This is a genomic window from Streptomyces sp. NPDC006879, from assembly GCF_042869595.1.
Classification (GTDB): Bacteria; Actinomycetota; Actinomycetes; order Streptomycetales; family Streptomycetaceae; genus Streptomyces.
Genome location: NZ_JBIAGC010000068.1, coordinates 1 through 13,862 on the forward strand (window position 1 = coordinate 1; position 13,862 = coordinate 13,862).

The window sequence follows — 13,862 nt, forward strand, 5'->3', positions numbered from 1 at the left end:
GGCAGAAGCCGTCCGTGACCGACTCCTGCCCGCTACACTCCCACCCGCTCGACGTTTCCCCAGGTCAAGCCACGAAGTGCTGCTGGAGTACTAGTTCGTCCGGGCCGAGCCAGCGAAGCGCGTCATGATCCTCCAGGGGGCGCGGCTCACCCGCCGCCAATCGGGCCGTCCAGACCTGGAGCACCAACCCAGGCCGCAAAGGCCATTGACCGGGGACGCGCTCCAACGGCTCGACCTCGACGCCGAGCTCCTCGCGCAGCTCCCGCACCAGCGCTTCGCGGGGAGTCTCTCCAAGCTCCACCTTGCCGCCCGGCAGTTCCCAACGGCCCGCGTGCTCCGGGGGCGCGCTACGCCGGGCGGCCAGCACAAGCCCCCGACGACACAGGGCGCCGCCCACCACCACTCGATCGGTCGCCCACGCGGCTGCTCGGTCATTCATGTGCGGAGCCTAAGGCAACCCCGCGACCCCGGTGGATCAGCGCGTGGTGTCAGATGCGGTGCGCGCGAAGGCGGAAGGTCGCCCCCCCCTGCGGAGTGTTCCCCAAAGACTGCCGCACACCCTGACTTCCACCAGCGCCCCGCCGAGGAGGGCTCAGCCCACCCCGTCCACAGGGACCACACCCGGCGGCTCGCCCCCCTTGCGCCGGCCGGGCACGGTTCGGCGCGGAGCGTCGGCCGCCAGCCGATGGAGAGCGGCGCGAGGGGTGGCGGGCGCAAAGGGGAGCGCCGTGGCAGCCCGCCGAGCCAACAGGAGCCGGCCACCCAGCCGGGGGGGGCGCTCTCGGCCCCTGCTGCGAGCGCCCCGTACGGCTGGTCAGTTGTGGCTTGCGGTCTGACCGATCCGCTCGATCCAGTACAGCTGCTTGTGGCCGCGCCCTTCAAGGCGGTCGACTACCTTCTGGGCCTCGGCCCGGGTGGCGTACTGGCCCACCCGATAGCGGTTGCCGTTGTCATCCTGTCGTATCACCAGCCACGGGAGCACGGCACCGCTATCGCTCATCGCCTCTTACCCTCCGTCGACCGACCCACCTGTTTGCCTGGACAGGAAACCGCAGTACGCATATGCCTGAGCGTACGCCCGACCTTTACACAGCGGATACGGGTTTTCACGAAGAGATACTTTGGTTGCGTTCGCATCCGGCCACGCGCCGGGCGCACGCCCCCAGGCCCGCAAACCGGGGCTACTTGACCGGAAGGTGATAGGCAATCCGATACCGGTCAGCTGGCACCACCAGGTCGGCGGTCTCCACGGCCCGCCCCGAGGCGTAGTAGGTACGGCCGATCACCAGCACCACGTGACCGGGCACTCCCCCCAGGGCAAACAGCTCCTCCGCGAGCCCGGGTCTTGCGCCGATCTCCTCCACCACGTTGTCCACCACGAGGTCGATCGCCGCCATCCGGTCGACCACTCCACAACCGCCGAGCGGCCCCTCCTCGGGGAGCATCACCGGGCTGCGCCCGGTCAGGGCGAGCGGCTCCCACGAAGTGGAGAGCATCATCGCCTCACCCGCATCCCGGAAGACGTACCGGGTGCGCATCACCTTGTCCCCCTCCGCGACCCCCAGGCGGTCGGCGATGTCCTCAGTGGCCTGCGTCTGCTCACTACTGGACTCCCAGGAACCACGGGCACCAAGGGCCGCCTGCTCCTGCCGGAAGGAGGTCATCCCGCCCACCGGCTGGTAGCCGGAGCGTGCGACCTTGCGGGGCACGGGCTGCTCCCGGACGTAAGTACCGGAGCCCGAGCGACCTTCGACCAGACCTTCGGCCATCAACACCTTGCGAGCCTCCAAGGCCACGGTGTCGGACACCCCGTACTCGGCGCGGATGCGGGCCTGCGAGGGAAGGCGGGCATGAGGCGGCAGCGACCCGTCGACGATCTTCTGCCGAAGATCGCTCGCAACGCGCAGATAAGCCGGCTGCTCACCGAAAGTCACTGGCCACTCCCATCAGGTTGACAGACAGCAACAGCCTGGCAACCGACGGTTGATCGCCGCAACCAAAGGCCAGACATTCACTCGATGTGATGCACGGGCCTCGTTCAAACCACAGCACCCCGCCAGCCGGAGGGGAACCCCTTGACCCTCATGGTCCAGACCAATACCTTCCGGCATGCACCGCACGGCCACGAGCACCACTCCCCGCGCCCCAGCAAAGGAAGCCCATGCGCCGCAGCATGCTCGGCAGGCTCGCCGTCGCCGCCTGCACCCTGTCCCTGCTCACCGCCCTCGCCCCCGCGGCCACCGCGACCGCACCCCCTACCGGAACCCGCGATGCCGGCCACGACCGCTCGTACAGGCGCGTGGGCTACTTCACCCAGTGGGGGGTCTACGGACGCGACTTCCAGGTCAAGGACCTCGACACCAGCGGCACCGCCGCCAAACTCACGCACCTCAACTACGCCTTCGGGAACATCAGCGAACAGGGCACCTGCTTCACGGGCAACGTGCCCGGCGAAGCCGACCCTTGGGCGGACTACGTGCGCCCACTGGACGCAGCGGACTCCGTCGACGGCGTCGCCGACACCCCCGACCAACGCCTGGCCGGCAACTTCAACCAACTGCGCGAACTCAAAGCCCGTCACCCGGGTCTGAAGGTGCTCATCTCCCTCGGCGGCTGGAGCTGGTCCACGCACTTCTCCGACGCCGCCCTCACCCCCACCTCCCGCAGGAAGCTCGTCTCAAGCTGCATCGACCTCTACCTCCGGGGCAACCTCCCGCGGGACGGCGCCCGCGGTGGCCCCGGCGCCGCCGCCGGCCTCTTCGACGGAATCGACCTCGACTGGGAGTGGCCGGGCTCGGCCGCAGCGGCGGACACCGCGTTCCGCCCGGAAGACAAGCGGAACTTCGCCGCGCTGGTGAGGGAGTTCCGCACCCAGCTCGACGCCTTCGGCCGCACCCGGCACCACCGCTACGAACTCAGCGCCTTCGTCCCGGCCGCCCCCGCGAAGATCGACGCGGGGTACGAGGTCCGTCGGATCATGCGCGACCTCGACTTCGTCACGCTGCAGGGCTACGACTTCCACGTGTCGGGCGAGAAGACCACCGCCCAGCAGTCGGCCCTGCACGCCCGCGGCGACTTCAGCGTCGACAACACCGTCCGGTCCTGGCTGCGCCGGGGAGCGCCGGCCCGCAAGCTCATCGTGGGCATGCCCTTCTACGGGCAGGGTTGGACCGGCGTCAGCGGCGGCGGCAACGGTCTCGGGCAGCCCGCCACCGGCCCTGCGCCCGCCACTTGGGCAGCAGGGTACGAGGACTACAAGGTGTTGCGCACGCTCGCCGCATCGGGGGCCTACACCCTGTACCGGGACACCGAGGGCGCTCACGCGTGGCTGTTCGACGGCACCACCCTGTGGACGTACGACGACCCACAGGTGCTGCGGACCAAGGCCCGCTACGTCGCGCGGCACGGCTTGGGTGGCGCCATGTTCTGGTCGCTGGACGCGGACACCGCGGACGGCGAACTGATCACGGCCGTTGACCGGGGCCTACGCGGACGCTGACCGCCGCCGCTCAACGACGCCCGGAACCCGCTCAACGGGCTCCGGGCGTGGGGTCGGCGCCCAGGCGCGCGTCCCGCTCGGCGGTTTCCTCGTGCACCGGCGGGGTGGTGTCCAGCCCGAGCGCCGCACGGGCCTTGGCGTCCCGGGTCTGCACCTGAAGGTCGCTGGCCCGTTCCGCCACACCCCAGTTCTGCCAGAACACCTCTGCCCTGGAGGACCTGGAAGCGCGGTCCCACAGCCGGACCGCGGAGGCCAGCTGGCGCTGACGGGCCGCCACGTTCCGCCGGGCGGAGGCGGGCCACTGGTGGTCCTTGAGCAGACGCGCGTGTTCGGCGAAGGCGGCGCTGACGCGCAACGCCCAACCCCGGTAGCTGGGCAGGTCTTCGGCGAGCTTGGTGGTGGGAACGCCGGCCAGGGCCTGCGAGGTCGCGTTGGCGGCCCGCAGGTAGACCAACTGGTGTTCGTTGAGGCTGCTGGCGTCGCGGCGCAGGGACTCGGTCAGGGCCCCGTCAGTGGACCCGAAGGCGCAGGCGATGGCCCGGTCACCACGGTCCCAGCTGTGCTGGGAGGGAGTCATGAAGTAGGAGCTGACCGTGCGCGGCACGGCCCAGGTGTCCATCGTGTACCCGTCCTGGAGCCGCGTGCACTGCTCCTCGGCGATCCGCCACATCGCCTCCTCGCCGGGGTAGCGGGCACCAGAACGCTGCGGGACGCGGTAGGTCGCGTAGACCTCCCCGTCGTGGGTCTCCTGGCAACCCGCCACGGCGACCTGTGAGAACTCCGCCCGCAGGTCCCCACCCGGTACGTCGAAGCAGGTGCCGGTGGCCAGGTCCATGGTGCTGCGGCTGAGCCCGGCGTTCTGGAGGCCGCCGCGGAAACCGGCGACCAGCCCCTCCCCGCCGTACGCCACCCCTGCAACCAGCACGAGCGACGAAACCAGGGCCACGACGAGGAGCCTGCGACGAGGTCGCCCGTTTCGATGCGGCTGCGTGTGGGGGTCCAAGGTGAGCATTGCTCCTCGTCGTACGAACTGCCGAGCGAATCGTACGACGCGGCGGTGTCAGTGGGCACGGACGGGCCGGTGGACGAGACCGGCCGACAACACGGAGAGCGCGCTGCCCGCGCACCGGAGGCGGTGGGCGGGCAGCGCCGAAGGGCGATCGCCGGAGCGACCGCCCTCAGGTCGATCGGGATCGGTCCGGATCAGGACCTGGCGGATCAGAACTGCAGGGCCCAGGAGTCGATCTTTCCGGTGTCCCAACTGGCGTAGTCGGCGACGCGCAGCTTCCAGACTCCGTTGGCGGTCTCGGAGGAGGCGTTCACCGTGAAGGTGCGGATGATGTCGTTGGAGCTGCCGCCGCTGCGGTTGTGCAGGTTGTAGACCGAACCGTCAGGGGCGATCAGGTCGACCTTCAGGTCACCGATGTAGGTGTGCTTGATGTCCACGGGAACGCTCAGCGTGGCCGGGGCGTTGCCGGGGACGCCGCTCACGGTGATCGGGGACTCCACGGTCGTGTGGTCGTTGATCGCGTAGTCGGTGGTGTTCTCGAACCGTGATCCTGGCGGGGTGGTGGTGCCACCGCCGACGTAGAGCAGCCGGTTGGGCGAGCCGCTGCCGGGGCTGCCGACCACGTTCGGGGTGGCGGCGTTGACCAGGGCGGTGCCCACCTGTGCCGGGGTGCTCGACGGGTTCTGGGAGAGGTAGACGGCGGCGGCACCGGCGACGTGCGGCGACGCCATCGAGGTGCCGGAGATCGTGTTCGTGGCCGAGTCGCTGCTGTTCCAGGCCGAGGTGATGGACGAGCCAGGAGCGAACAGGTCCAGGATGGAGCCGTAGTTGGAGTAACTGGCCTTGGAGTCCGAGCTGGTGGTGGCGCCCACGGTGAGTGCTTCCGCGACCCGGGCGGGCGACTTGGTGCTCGCGTTGGTCGACTCGTTGCCCGCCGCGACCGCGTAGGTCACCCCACTGGCTATGGAGTTGCGCACGGCGGCATCGAGGGTGGCGTCGGCACCCCCGCCGAGGGACATGTTCGCCACGGCCGGTTTGACTGCGTTCTGGGTCACCCAGTCGATGCCGGCGACCACCTGTGCGGTCGTCCCGGAACCGGAGTTGTTCAGGACGCGAACGCCGTAGACCCGGGCCTTCTTGGCCACCCCGTAGGAGGAACCGGCCGTGGTGGCCGCGACGTGGGTGCCGTGGCCGTGGCCGTCCTGGGCGACGTTGTCGTTGTCGACGGCGTCATAGCCGTTGTAGGCACGGCCGCCGAAGTCGTTGTGGGAGATGCGCACACCGGTGTCGATGACGTAGATGTTCACGCCCTCGCCGGCCTTGTCGGGGTAGGTGTAACTGCTGTTCAGCGGGAGGGACCGCTGGTCGATGCGGTCAAGACCCCAGGAGGGCGGGTTGGGCTGCGTGCCGTCGACCGTGAAGGTGCGGTTCTGACTGACGGACTTGACGGCGGGGTCGGCCGCCAGCTTCTTCGCCTGGGCTTCGGAGAGTTCGACGGCGTAGCCGTTGAGTGCGGCCTTGTACGTACGCCGGATCTTCGCGCCGTACTTGGTGGCCACGGAGCGGCCCTGCACGGAATCCGCGCGGCCCTCGTCGAGAGTCACGATGTAACTGTTCGCGATCGTCCCGGGAGCGCCGGCGTTCTCGATCACTCCTTCGAGGGCCGGGGCGGCGGACGCCGGAAGCGCGGAGACCGCGCCGAGTACGAGTGCGACGACGGCGGTCGCGCTGAGGCCGGCGGTCTTCCGGCGGGATGGGCGCATGGCGGACATATGGGGGGTCCTCCTCATCGGCGGCGTGGGGGGGGTGGTGCACGTGCCGTGGGGTGCGTGGTGCCGTGCGGTGCGTGACTGCGTGAGCTGCGTGGGTGTTGGGGATGCGCGCAGGCCTGTCGGGGACGTGACATGGGCCGGGGACTACAACTAAAGACGGGTACATGACAAGCCTTCGCCCTACGTCCGTGGCGTCCCGCTGCCATGCCGTCCTCGAAAGGTTGACCCACGCCCCGCCGGAACCGCAAGAGGGCAAAGACCTCGTAACATCCGCGCCATGGAACTGCTTTGACACAACAACACCAAAGGCCACACAGGAGCGTCCGCCATGCTGGAACCCCTGTCCGGATACCGCTGCCCCGTCGACGGCACCCGGGCCCCCGCGGAGAGCGCACCCTGGTGCTGCCCACACTGCCGCGGCCCCTGGGACCTCGACTTCAACGCCGGGTCCGTCCGCGCCGTGAGGTCGGGCCCGCAGGTCCCCTCGCTCTGGAGGTACGCCGCAGCACTCCCGCTACGGCCCGCCAAGGGCACCACCCCCGCGGTCAGCCTCGGCGAAGGGGGCACGCCCATCGTGCCGATGATCCGGGGGATTTCGGCCAAACTGGATTTCCTCATGCCCACGCTGTCCTTCAAGGACCGCGGCGCCGTGATGCTCGCCGAACTCGCGCGCCGCCTGAGCCCGCAGCGGGTCATCGCCGACAGCAGCGGAAACGCGGGAACCGCAGTCGCCGCCTACTGCGCCCGGGCCGGCCTACCGTGCGAGATCTTCGTACCCGAAGCCGTCACCGCGAAGAAGACCGAGCAGATCCGTGCCCACGGAGCAGCCCTGAAAGTGGTGCCCGGCGACCGGGAGGCCACCGCGCGGGCTGCCCGCACGGCCGCGGACACCCCGGGCACCTTCTATGCCAGTCACGTCTTCAACCCCTACTTCCTGCACGGCACGAAGACCTACCTCTACGAGATCTGGGAAAGCCTCGGTGGCCGCCTCCCGCAAGCCCTGGTCCTGCCCGTCGGCAACGGGACCCTGCTCCTCGGCGCCGCACTGGCCATCGCCGAACTGCACGCGCACCGGCTCATCGACACCTCACCCGCGCTGATCGCCGTACAGTCCGCCGCCGTCGCCCCGCTCGCCCACGCCCATCGACTCGACGCGAGCGAACTGCTCGGCGAAACCGCGGCGGCACCCACGCTCGCCGAAGGCATCGCCATCACCCGGCCACCCCGGGCGCGACAGATCCTGGCCTCCGTCCGGGAAAGCGGCGGCACCTTCCTGACCGTGTCCGAGGAACGCATCGCCGCCGCCCAACTCGACCTCGCCGCCCGCGGGCTCTTCGTCGAACCGACAGCCGCCGCCTGCTGGGCGGCGGTCGGCCCCGGCGCGCCCGACGACCCCCTGGACGGCCGGTCCGCGGTGCTACCGCTGTGCGGGGCGGGAGCCAAGACGGGGCTGGCGTGATGTCGCATATCCGCCAGCGCCCTTGGCGGACGTCTGATGGACTGCTCCCATGACGACCCACCAACCTTCCACTGACACCCAGCGGCAACTCGCCCACGCCTTCCGCGCCCTGCACGTCCCCGGCCAGCCCCTCGCCCTCGCCAACGCGTGGGACGTGGCCACCGCCCGCATAGCCGAGGAGTCCGGCGCCCCCGCGGTGGCCACCACCAGCGCCGGAGTGGCGTGGAGTCTTGGCGCACCCGACGGCGATGTACTGGAGCGCGAACAGGCCCTGGAACTGGTGGGCCGCATCGTAGCCGCGGTACGGACCCCGGTCAGCGCCGACGTGGAAGGCGGATTCGGCACCGACGCCGACACCGTGGCCGAGACCGTCACCAAGGTGATCGCCGCGGGCGCGGTCGGCATCAACATCGAGGACGGGGACCGTTCCCCGGCAGAATTCGCCCAGCGCCTGTCGGCGGCCCGCGCAGCCGCCGACTCAAGCGGCGTCCCCCTGTTCATCAACGTCCGCACCGACGTCTACCTGCGCGGCCTGACCGAGCCGGCGGCACGCCTGGAGGAGACCTTCGCCCGCGCCCGCGCCTACCTCGAAGCCGGCGCCGACGGCATCTTCGTCCCCGGGACCTCGGACCTGCTCACGATCGCCGAGCTCGTCAAGGGCATTGACGCCCCGGTGAACATCCTCGTCGGCCCGGGCTCCCCCAGCGTCGCAGAGCTTGCTTCGGTCGGTGTGGCACGGGTGAGCCTCGGCTCAGCCGTGGCCGAGCACGCCTACAGCATGGCCCGCCACGCCGCGAAGGAACTACTGGAGCAGGGCACCTACACGACGCTCACCACATCGGGCGGCTACCGGAGCCTGAACACCCTCTTCGGGGGCTGACCCCGATCCACCGGCTGGCACCGCCCGACGTCCGCCCGGGCCATGGCCCGGGCGTACACCCCTCCAGTCGGGACGACCCCCGGCCGGCGGAGCTCAGCGCGTCGGCACCGGAGCCTTGAGCACCTTGCTGATCCACTCCAGGGAACCGTCCCTCATGCCCTGCACGTAGCTCCTGCCGTTGTGGCCACCCCCCTGGATCACCCGCAACGTGGTGTGCACCGGCCCCTTCCCGAACCGTTGCACGAACTGCTCCAGGGCCGCCCGGCCCCCCTCCTTGGTGCCGATCTGGAAGTTGAGGTACACCTCCGGGCCTCCACGGCTGATCAGGCGTTGCGCGAGCCTCTCCGGATCGTTGGCCTCCATCTCTGCCCGGTGCCCCTTCCACAAAGGGGAGTCGGGCCGCGTGTCCGGTCCGGAGGCGATCACCGCCTTGAACCGGTCGGGCTTCTCCAGCACCGATTTCAGGCCGACGAAGCCACCGGAGGAGGACCCCATGAAGGCCCAGCCGTCGCGCGAGGTGAAGGTACGGAAGTTCTGCCGGACGAAATCCGGCACGTCCTCGGTCATCCAGGTGCCCATCTTGGGCTGGCCGGGGATGTCGCTGCCGTCGTAGTAGTACTTCTGGTCGGGGTTGAGCACGGGCATCACCACGACGAACGGCAAACTCCTTCCCTGCTCCGCAAGTTCCGCGATGGTGCTCTGCAGTTTGAGGTCGGTGCCCATCCAGTAGTTGACGGGGTACCCCTCGCCGCCGGGCAGCGCGATCAACACCGGAAAACCGCTCCGTGCGTACCGGGGGTCCTTGTACTCCTTGGGCGCCCACACCCACACGTCACCCGTGAAACCGGATTTGGCACCAGAAACCCTGGCCCTGCCTATCTCGGTTCCGTCGTCCAGCCGATTGGCCCGCACGAACTCGGCGGCCGGGCCGGTCGGCATCTGGACCTCAGGCACCCCGCCGCCCACGGGCTGTGGGACAGCGACGCCCTTGCCGGAGTCGGCCCGGGGAGTCCCGAAGGACATCGGCTCCCCGTTGTCGTTGAACGCGTCCAACTTCCAGGCAACAGCCGTACCTCCGGCCACCAGGAACAGCGCCAGGGCCCCACCGCCCCAGGCCCGCCGCCGCGCTCGCCGGCACCGGCGCCGGCGAGCGTCCTCTCGGGACGGCCCCCGCCCGTACGCCGGAGCGGCTCCGTACCCTTCAACCGGCTCCGGCGGGAACGGAGGGGACTGCTGTGCACGGGTCCAAGGACTCCGACCGCTCGGTGGCTGCGGGTACTGCCGCACGGATTCGCTCCGAACTCTCACTGCCCGCGGGTAGGGATTCCACGTGACATAACGGACTGAGGGGCCCCTCTCCTCTCACTGATGCAGAAAACCCGACATCGGTTGACGCTCACCCGGAATCGACGGGGCGAACATCCACCGGTCCGGCCGTGCGAGCCGCTCACCTTCCTACTGCCGACATGAACGCCCCAGCAGTCACGTTCAGACGCGACGGACCCGCCAGAGCCATGCCGCCGTGCCGGCTATCAGGAAGAGCACAGCCAGGTTGGCCAGGAAGGTCGGGGCACCGGAAGAGGGACCGCCGCCGGACAGGTTCGCGGTGGCGAAGACAACGGTCGGCAGCACGACACAGAGCAGCACCCCGGCGGTCTTCTGGACGGCGGTCCAGTGCACCGAGGTGCACAGGAGCACCGCGCCGGTGATGCGGGACAGGACGCCGAACGCCGGGCCGGGCAGGTCGGGGAAGACCATGATGAACGGCAGCGAAAGGGTGAGCAGCAGCAGCGGGACCAGGGGGTGCACCTTGCCACGCCGGGCGGGCGCACCCATACCCCTTCGGACCGGCGCGCCGGCGGCCCCCCTCGCTGCCTCGACCAACGCCGTCTCCGCGATCGTGCGGGGGTCCCCGAGTTCCGCCAGGACCTCGCCGATCGCGAGGTCGGGGCGCTCGGCGCGCGTCACGTCGATGTGTTCGGCGAGGTCGGCGAGGAGTTCCTGGCGCCGGTCGGCTGGGAGCGCGGAGGCCTCGCGCTCGACGGCGAAGAGGTAGTCGCGTACGGGGTCGGCAGAGGTCTTCATACGAGGTCTCCGGTGGCGGGGTGCGAGGTAGTCAGGAAGGCGTCGACGGTGTCACGGAAGCCGGGCCAGACACGGGTGAACTCGTCGAGCGCGGCCCGGCCGCTGTCAGTGAGCGCGTAGTAGCGGCGAGGTGGCCCGGAGACGGACTCCTGCCAGGTGGTGGTGACCAGGTCGTCGCGGCGGAGCCGGGAGAGCAGCGGATAGACCGTGCCCTGGCTGGTGGCGAGGGCACCTGAGTCCTCCAACGCGTGGAGGAGTTCCACCCCGTAGCGGGGGCGGTCCCGCATCAGGGCGAGGATGCAGTACTCCAGGACCCCCTTGCGCAGTTGGGTGGCTACCCGAGCCTGCTTGGTCGAATCACCTGGTTCCATGCGATGCAAGATACCTGGTGGAGCAAGCAAGAAGGAACGGGGGTGGTGGATCCAACCGTCCGGCAGGCAAGTAGCCCCCGCCCCGCGTCCACGTTCCGCACGGGACGGTCGACGAGCAGGTCCGGCCGGGCGTCATCGACGACGCGCCCGCCGTACCGCGCCCGCTCCTGGACGAGCCCGCCTTCCGCGACGAGGGCATCAACGCCCCACGGATCACCGCCTGCCCGTGGCGGGAGACCGGCGACACCGCCTGGCGCACCGGCTCGGCCATCGCCTTCCCGGACGGCAGCGAGGACCCGGACGGCTCCGGTTTCCCCTTCCACCTCCTCACCGACCGCTCCCCCGAGGCCGTCCAGGCCCACTCCGAGGACTACTACGAGCGCCCCGTCCTCCCCGACGTCATCCGCCACGTCCTCACCGGACGCCCCCTCACCCCTGCGATCACCAGGGCCCTCAACCCGGCCGTCCTCTCGGACGGCACACTGCTCCAAAGGCGCGGGAGGTTCGGCTTCCTGCGAACAACGGTCAGACCGACGCGCCACTGGATGAGGTCAGAATCGACTTCGAGACCATCGACCGGACACACCTTTGCCATCTCCGAGATCAGTCGAGCTTCTCGAACGCCGACCTCGGTGCAATGATGGGCGTGCGCTTCTCATTGATATTGAGCCATGTCGGAGCCTCCACCGACATGAGCCTGCGATCAAACAGCAATCAGATTCTGCTGTGCCGCTTCGTTTAGGGCGTCAAGGATGTCGACCACCCCGCATGGAAGAGACGTCCCAGCACACCGGACACTCATGATCAGTAGCGATACCGGGCAGCGAGGACGGCGATCTCCTTGTCCGTCACCAGATAGACGAGGCGGTGCTCGTCGTCGATCCGTCGTGACCAGGCCCCAGGCAAGTGACACTTCAGCGGCTCCGGCTTGCCGATGCCCGTGAAGGGGTCACGCCTGACATCTTCGATGAGCTTGTTGATCCGGGCGAGCATCTTGCGGTCGTTCTTGAGCCAGGACGTGTAGTCCTCCCAGCCCTGATCCTCGAAGACGAGCCTCACGCGGCACCCGCACCTGCGTCCGGTGACTCGGGATCGATCAGCTCACGCTCCGACACGTTGATGTGCGACAGGGCGTTCTCGTACGCCTTGAGCAGCCGCCGGGCGTTCGCTGGCGAGCGCAGCAGGTAGGAGCCCTCGCGCAGCGCCGTGTAGTCCTCGGCCGAGACAAGCACCGCGTTGCCATGCTTGGAGACGATCTCGATGGCCTCATGGTTCTCGTTGACCTTTTTGATCAACGGAAACAGTTCCTTGCGAGCTTCACTCGCGGTGATGGACATGACTTCAACCCTCCCATCAAGTGGTACTCAATAACGTACCACTCTTGGTGTCATCCGAGAGGGGAAATGACTGATGGTCGCTCAGCTGATCCAGCACCCATCCAACACGGGGAAAGGCTAGGGGCCCACCTCCCCAGAGGTGGACCCCGTCTAACCTGCACGCTTGCCGCATCAGCGACGTGGTGTTGTTTCATCCGCTCACATGTTGAAGCGGAATATTCAAGGCGGCGCTCCCACCTGCGGAAACGTTCCTTCAAGTGATCGCATCCAGCACCGATCCAGCACGGTAGGCGTTCATCCAGCACGTCAAGCGGCGGAGACGGACTCCTCCACGCCCTCGGCCGCGGGGCGCATGGCGTTCTGCATGATGTCTCGGCAACGATCCCACGCCTCGGGAACGAGATGACCGTAGATGTCCACGGTGGTCTTGATCGACTTGCGGCCGAGCCAGCGCGAGACCTCGCAGATCGGTACGCCGTTCGCCAACGCGATCGAGGCGAAGAAGTGCCGGAGACTGCCGGGCGTGTACTTGGCCTTGCCGTCCGCATCGACCAGGCCGGCCGACACACACGCCTTCCTGAAGTGGTAGCCGTAGGTGGAGGCGGCGGGCATCGCGCCCTTGCCACGCCGGCGCGGGGCAAAGAAGACCTCCGGCCGGCGTCGCTTGCCCCGCCGGCCAGGGAAGGTCACAGGAACCGGCTCCCACCGCGACAGGTGGGCGTCGATCTCCTGCTCGACGAACGGGGCGGCCGGGACGTCCCGGCACTCGCCCTCCGTCCGGTGCTTGAGCGGCACGAAGACCGTGTGGCAGTCATCGCGGTGAGCCTTGGCACTGACCTGCCATCGGATCCTGACAAAGCCGGACCGCCGGCACTCGGCGGAGAAGGCGAGGACCTCGCTGGTGCGCTGGCCTGTGCCCGATTGAAGGTAGACCGCGAGCCGGTACTGCGGGGCGATGTGCGCCGTAATCAGATCGACCTCGTCCAGCGTGGGAATCTCGTCCTCGTCCACCGCGCACGGAGCCGCCCGGGATATCCGGACGCCGCGGGCGGGATTCTCCGGGATGCGCTTGTCAGCGACGGCCGCCTCCAGCATGGCGACCAAACGACCTCTCCCGCTGCCGCCCGCGCCTGCCGCCCGGTTCCCGGTACCGCACCGTCCACCCATGCCCACACCGCGGGCGATCACAGGGAAAGTTCCGATCCCGGACATCCCTCTTGCACCTCTGAAACACGCTCGCCGCCCAAGCCCCGATCCTCCGCATGACCCGTGCTCGAAACCGTGTACCGCCACCTCGCGACCGAGCGAGACGTCCATCACCAATCCCCTCTTTCCGGCGAATGCGGACCCAGCATCCCCGTTATGTTTTCTGCGGTTCCGCAATGGGGCCGCTGGCCTCTGGGCCCGGCATGGCTGTGTCCCCCTGTCGATGGCATGACCTGGGGGGTGG

At 69.0% G+C, this 13,862-nt stretch carries 14 protein-coding genes; 3 read left to right on the top strand and 11 right to left on the bottom strand.

Annotated features, from left to right (window positions below; genetic code table 11):
* Window positions 1-64 precede the first annotated feature (64 nt).
* From ACFYMC_RS28510 to ACFYMC_RS28520, 3 genes are all read right to left on the bottom strand, one after another.
* The gene (locus tag ACFYMC_RS28510; RefSeq protein WP_388530653.1) at window positions 65-439 is read right to left on the bottom strand and encodes a (deoxy)nucleoside triphosphate pyrophosphohydrolase; all 375 of its coding nucleotides are present in this window, start codon (window positions 437-439) and stop codon (window positions 65-67) included.
* A 375-nt stretch (window positions 440-814) separates the two neighbouring features.
* On the bottom strand, window positions 815-1,000 hold the full coding sequence (locus ACFYMC_RS28515) for an SPOR domain-containing protein (RefSeq protein ID WP_388530655.1): 186 nt from the start codon (window positions 998-1,000) through the stop codon (window positions 815-817).
* 181 nt (window positions 1,001-1,181) lie between these two features.
* A complete protein-coding gene (locus tag ACFYMC_RS28520; RefSeq protein ID WP_388530658.1) occupies window positions 1,182-1,934 on the bottom strand; it encodes a GntR family transcriptional regulator in 753 nt (250 codons plus the stop codon).
* Window positions 1,935-2,161: 227 nt separating this feature from the next.
* Here ACFYMC_RS28520 and ACFYMC_RS28525 point away from each other — a divergent pair, with 227 nt between their 5' ends.
* The gene (locus ACFYMC_RS28525) at window positions 2,162-3,499 is read left to right on the top strand and encodes a glycoside hydrolase family 18 protein (RefSeq protein ID WP_388530660.1); all 1,338 of its coding nucleotides are present in this window, start codon (window positions 2,162-2,164) and stop codon (window positions 3,497-3,499) included.
* A 31-nt stretch (window positions 3,500-3,530) separates the two neighbouring features.
* On the opposite strand, the gene ACFYMC_RS28530 is transcribed toward ACFYMC_RS28525, so the two are convergent.
* Together ACFYMC_RS28530 and ACFYMC_RS28535 are read right to left on the bottom strand one after the other, a co-directional pair.
* Window positions 3,531-4,445: a septum formation family protein gene (locus ACFYMC_RS28530; protein WP_388530663.1), complete on the bottom strand. Its 915-nt coding sequence runs from the start codon at window positions 4,443-4,445 to the stop codon at window positions 3,531-3,533.
* A gap of 272 nt (window positions 4,446-4,717) precedes the next feature.
* The gene (locus tag ACFYMC_RS28535) at window positions 4,718-6,280 is read right to left on the bottom strand and encodes a S8 family serine peptidase (protein ID WP_388530666.1); all 1,563 of its coding nucleotides are present in this window, start codon (window positions 6,278-6,280) and stop codon (window positions 4,718-4,720) included.
* A gap of 328 nt (window positions 6,281-6,608) precedes the next feature.
* Here ACFYMC_RS28535 and ACFYMC_RS28540 point away from each other — a divergent pair, with 328 nt between their 5' ends.
* Together ACFYMC_RS28540 and ACFYMC_RS28545 are read left to right on the top strand one after the other, a co-directional pair.
* On the top strand, window positions 6,609-7,739 hold the full coding sequence (locus tag ACFYMC_RS28540; RefSeq protein ID WP_388530668.1) for a pyridoxal-phosphate dependent enzyme: 1,131 nt from the start codon (window positions 6,609-6,611) through the stop codon (window positions 7,737-7,739).
* A gap of 49 nt (window positions 7,740-7,788) precedes the next feature.
* Complete coding sequence (locus tag ACFYMC_RS28545) at window positions 7,789-8,619, top strand: isocitrate lyase/phosphoenolpyruvate mutase family protein (protein ID WP_388530671.1); 831 nt, start codon at window positions 7,789-7,791, stop codon at window positions 8,617-8,619.
* A gap of 93 nt (window positions 8,620-8,712) precedes the next feature.
* Here ACFYMC_RS28545 and ACFYMC_RS28550 read toward each other — a convergent pair whose 3' ends face one another.
* The 6 genes from ACFYMC_RS28550 to ACFYMC_RS28575 all read right to left on the bottom strand — a co-directional run bounded on the left by ACFYMC_RS28550 (window position 8,713) and on the right by ACFYMC_RS28575 (window position 13,507).
* Entirely contained in the window at window positions 8,713-9,702 is a 990-nt protein-coding gene (locus ACFYMC_RS28550) for an alpha/beta hydrolase (protein WP_388530674.1), read from the bottom strand.
* Between the two features lie 405 nt (window positions 9,703-10,107).
* Entirely contained in the window at window positions 10,108-10,704 is a 597-nt protein-coding gene (locus ACFYMC_RS28555; RefSeq protein WP_388530677.1) for an HAAS signaling domain-containing protein, read from the bottom strand.
* A complete protein-coding gene (locus ACFYMC_RS28560) occupies window positions 10,701-11,075 on the bottom strand; it encodes a PadR family transcriptional regulator (RefSeq protein ID WP_388530679.1) in 375 nt (124 codons plus the stop codon). The genes ACFYMC_RS28555 and ACFYMC_RS28560 overlap by 4 nt, the downstream gene beginning before the upstream one ends.
* Window positions 11,076-11,879: 804 nt before the next feature.
* On the bottom strand, window positions 11,880-12,134 hold the full coding sequence (locus ACFYMC_RS28565; RefSeq protein WP_388530682.1) for a Txe/YoeB family addiction module toxin: 255 nt from the start codon (window positions 12,132-12,134) through the stop codon (window positions 11,880-11,882).
* Complete coding sequence (locus ACFYMC_RS28570; RefSeq protein WP_037919441.1) at window positions 12,131-12,412, bottom strand: type II toxin-antitoxin system Phd/YefM family antitoxin; 282 nt, start codon at window positions 12,410-12,412, stop codon at window positions 12,131-12,133. Before ACFYMC_RS28570 ends, ACFYMC_RS28565 begins: the two co-directional genes overlap by 4 nt.
* Before the next feature lie 306 nt (window positions 12,413-12,718).
* Window positions 12,719-13,507, bottom strand: coding sequence for a tyrosine-type recombinase/integrase (locus ACFYMC_RS28575; RefSeq protein ID WP_388530685.1), 789 nt, complete (start codon window positions 13,505-13,507; stop codon window positions 12,719-12,721).
* Window positions 13,508-13,862 lie beyond the last annotated feature (355 nt).

Bases quoted from the DNA above. Each gene is read 5' to 3' on its own strand.
- ACFYMC_RS28510 (WP_388530653.1), bottom strand. From the start codon at position 439: ATGAATGACCGAGCAGCCGCGTGGGCGACCGATCGAGTGGTGGTGGGC.
- ACFYMC_RS28515 (WP_388530655.1), bottom strand. From the start codon at position 1,000: ATGAGCGATAGCGGTGCCGTGCTCCCGTGGCTGGTGATACGACAGGAT.
- ACFYMC_RS28525 (WP_388530660.1), top strand. From the start codon at position 2,162: ATGCGCCGCAGCATGCTCGGCAGGCTCGCCGTCGCCGCCTGCACCCTG.
- ACFYMC_RS28535 (WP_388530666.1), bottom strand. From the start codon at position 6,280: ATGTCCGCCATGCGCCCATCCCGCCGGAAGACCGCCGGCCTCAGCGCG.
- ACFYMC_RS28540 (WP_388530668.1), top strand. From the start codon at position 6,609: ATGCTGGAACCCCTGTCCGGATACCGCTGCCCCGTCGACGGCACCCGG.
- ACFYMC_RS28545 (WP_388530671.1), top strand. From the start codon at position 7,789: ATGACGACCCACCAACCTTCCACTGACACCCAGCGGCAACTCGCCCAC.
- ACFYMC_RS28555 (WP_388530677.1), bottom strand. From the start codon at position 10,704: ATGAAGACCTCTGCCGACCCCGTACGCGACTACCTCTTCGCCGTCGAG.
- ACFYMC_RS28560 (WP_388530679.1), bottom strand. From the start codon at position 11,075: ATGGAACCAGGTGATTCGACCAAGCAGGCTCGGGTAGCCACCCAACTG.
- ACFYMC_RS28570 (WP_037919441.1), bottom strand. From the start codon at position 12,412: ATGTCCATCACCGCGAGTGAAGCTCGCAAGGAACTGTTTCCGTTGATC.
- ACFYMC_RS28575 (WP_388530685.1), bottom strand. From the start codon at position 13,507: ATGCTGGAGGCGGCCGTCGCTGACAAGCGCATCCCGGAGAATCCCGCC.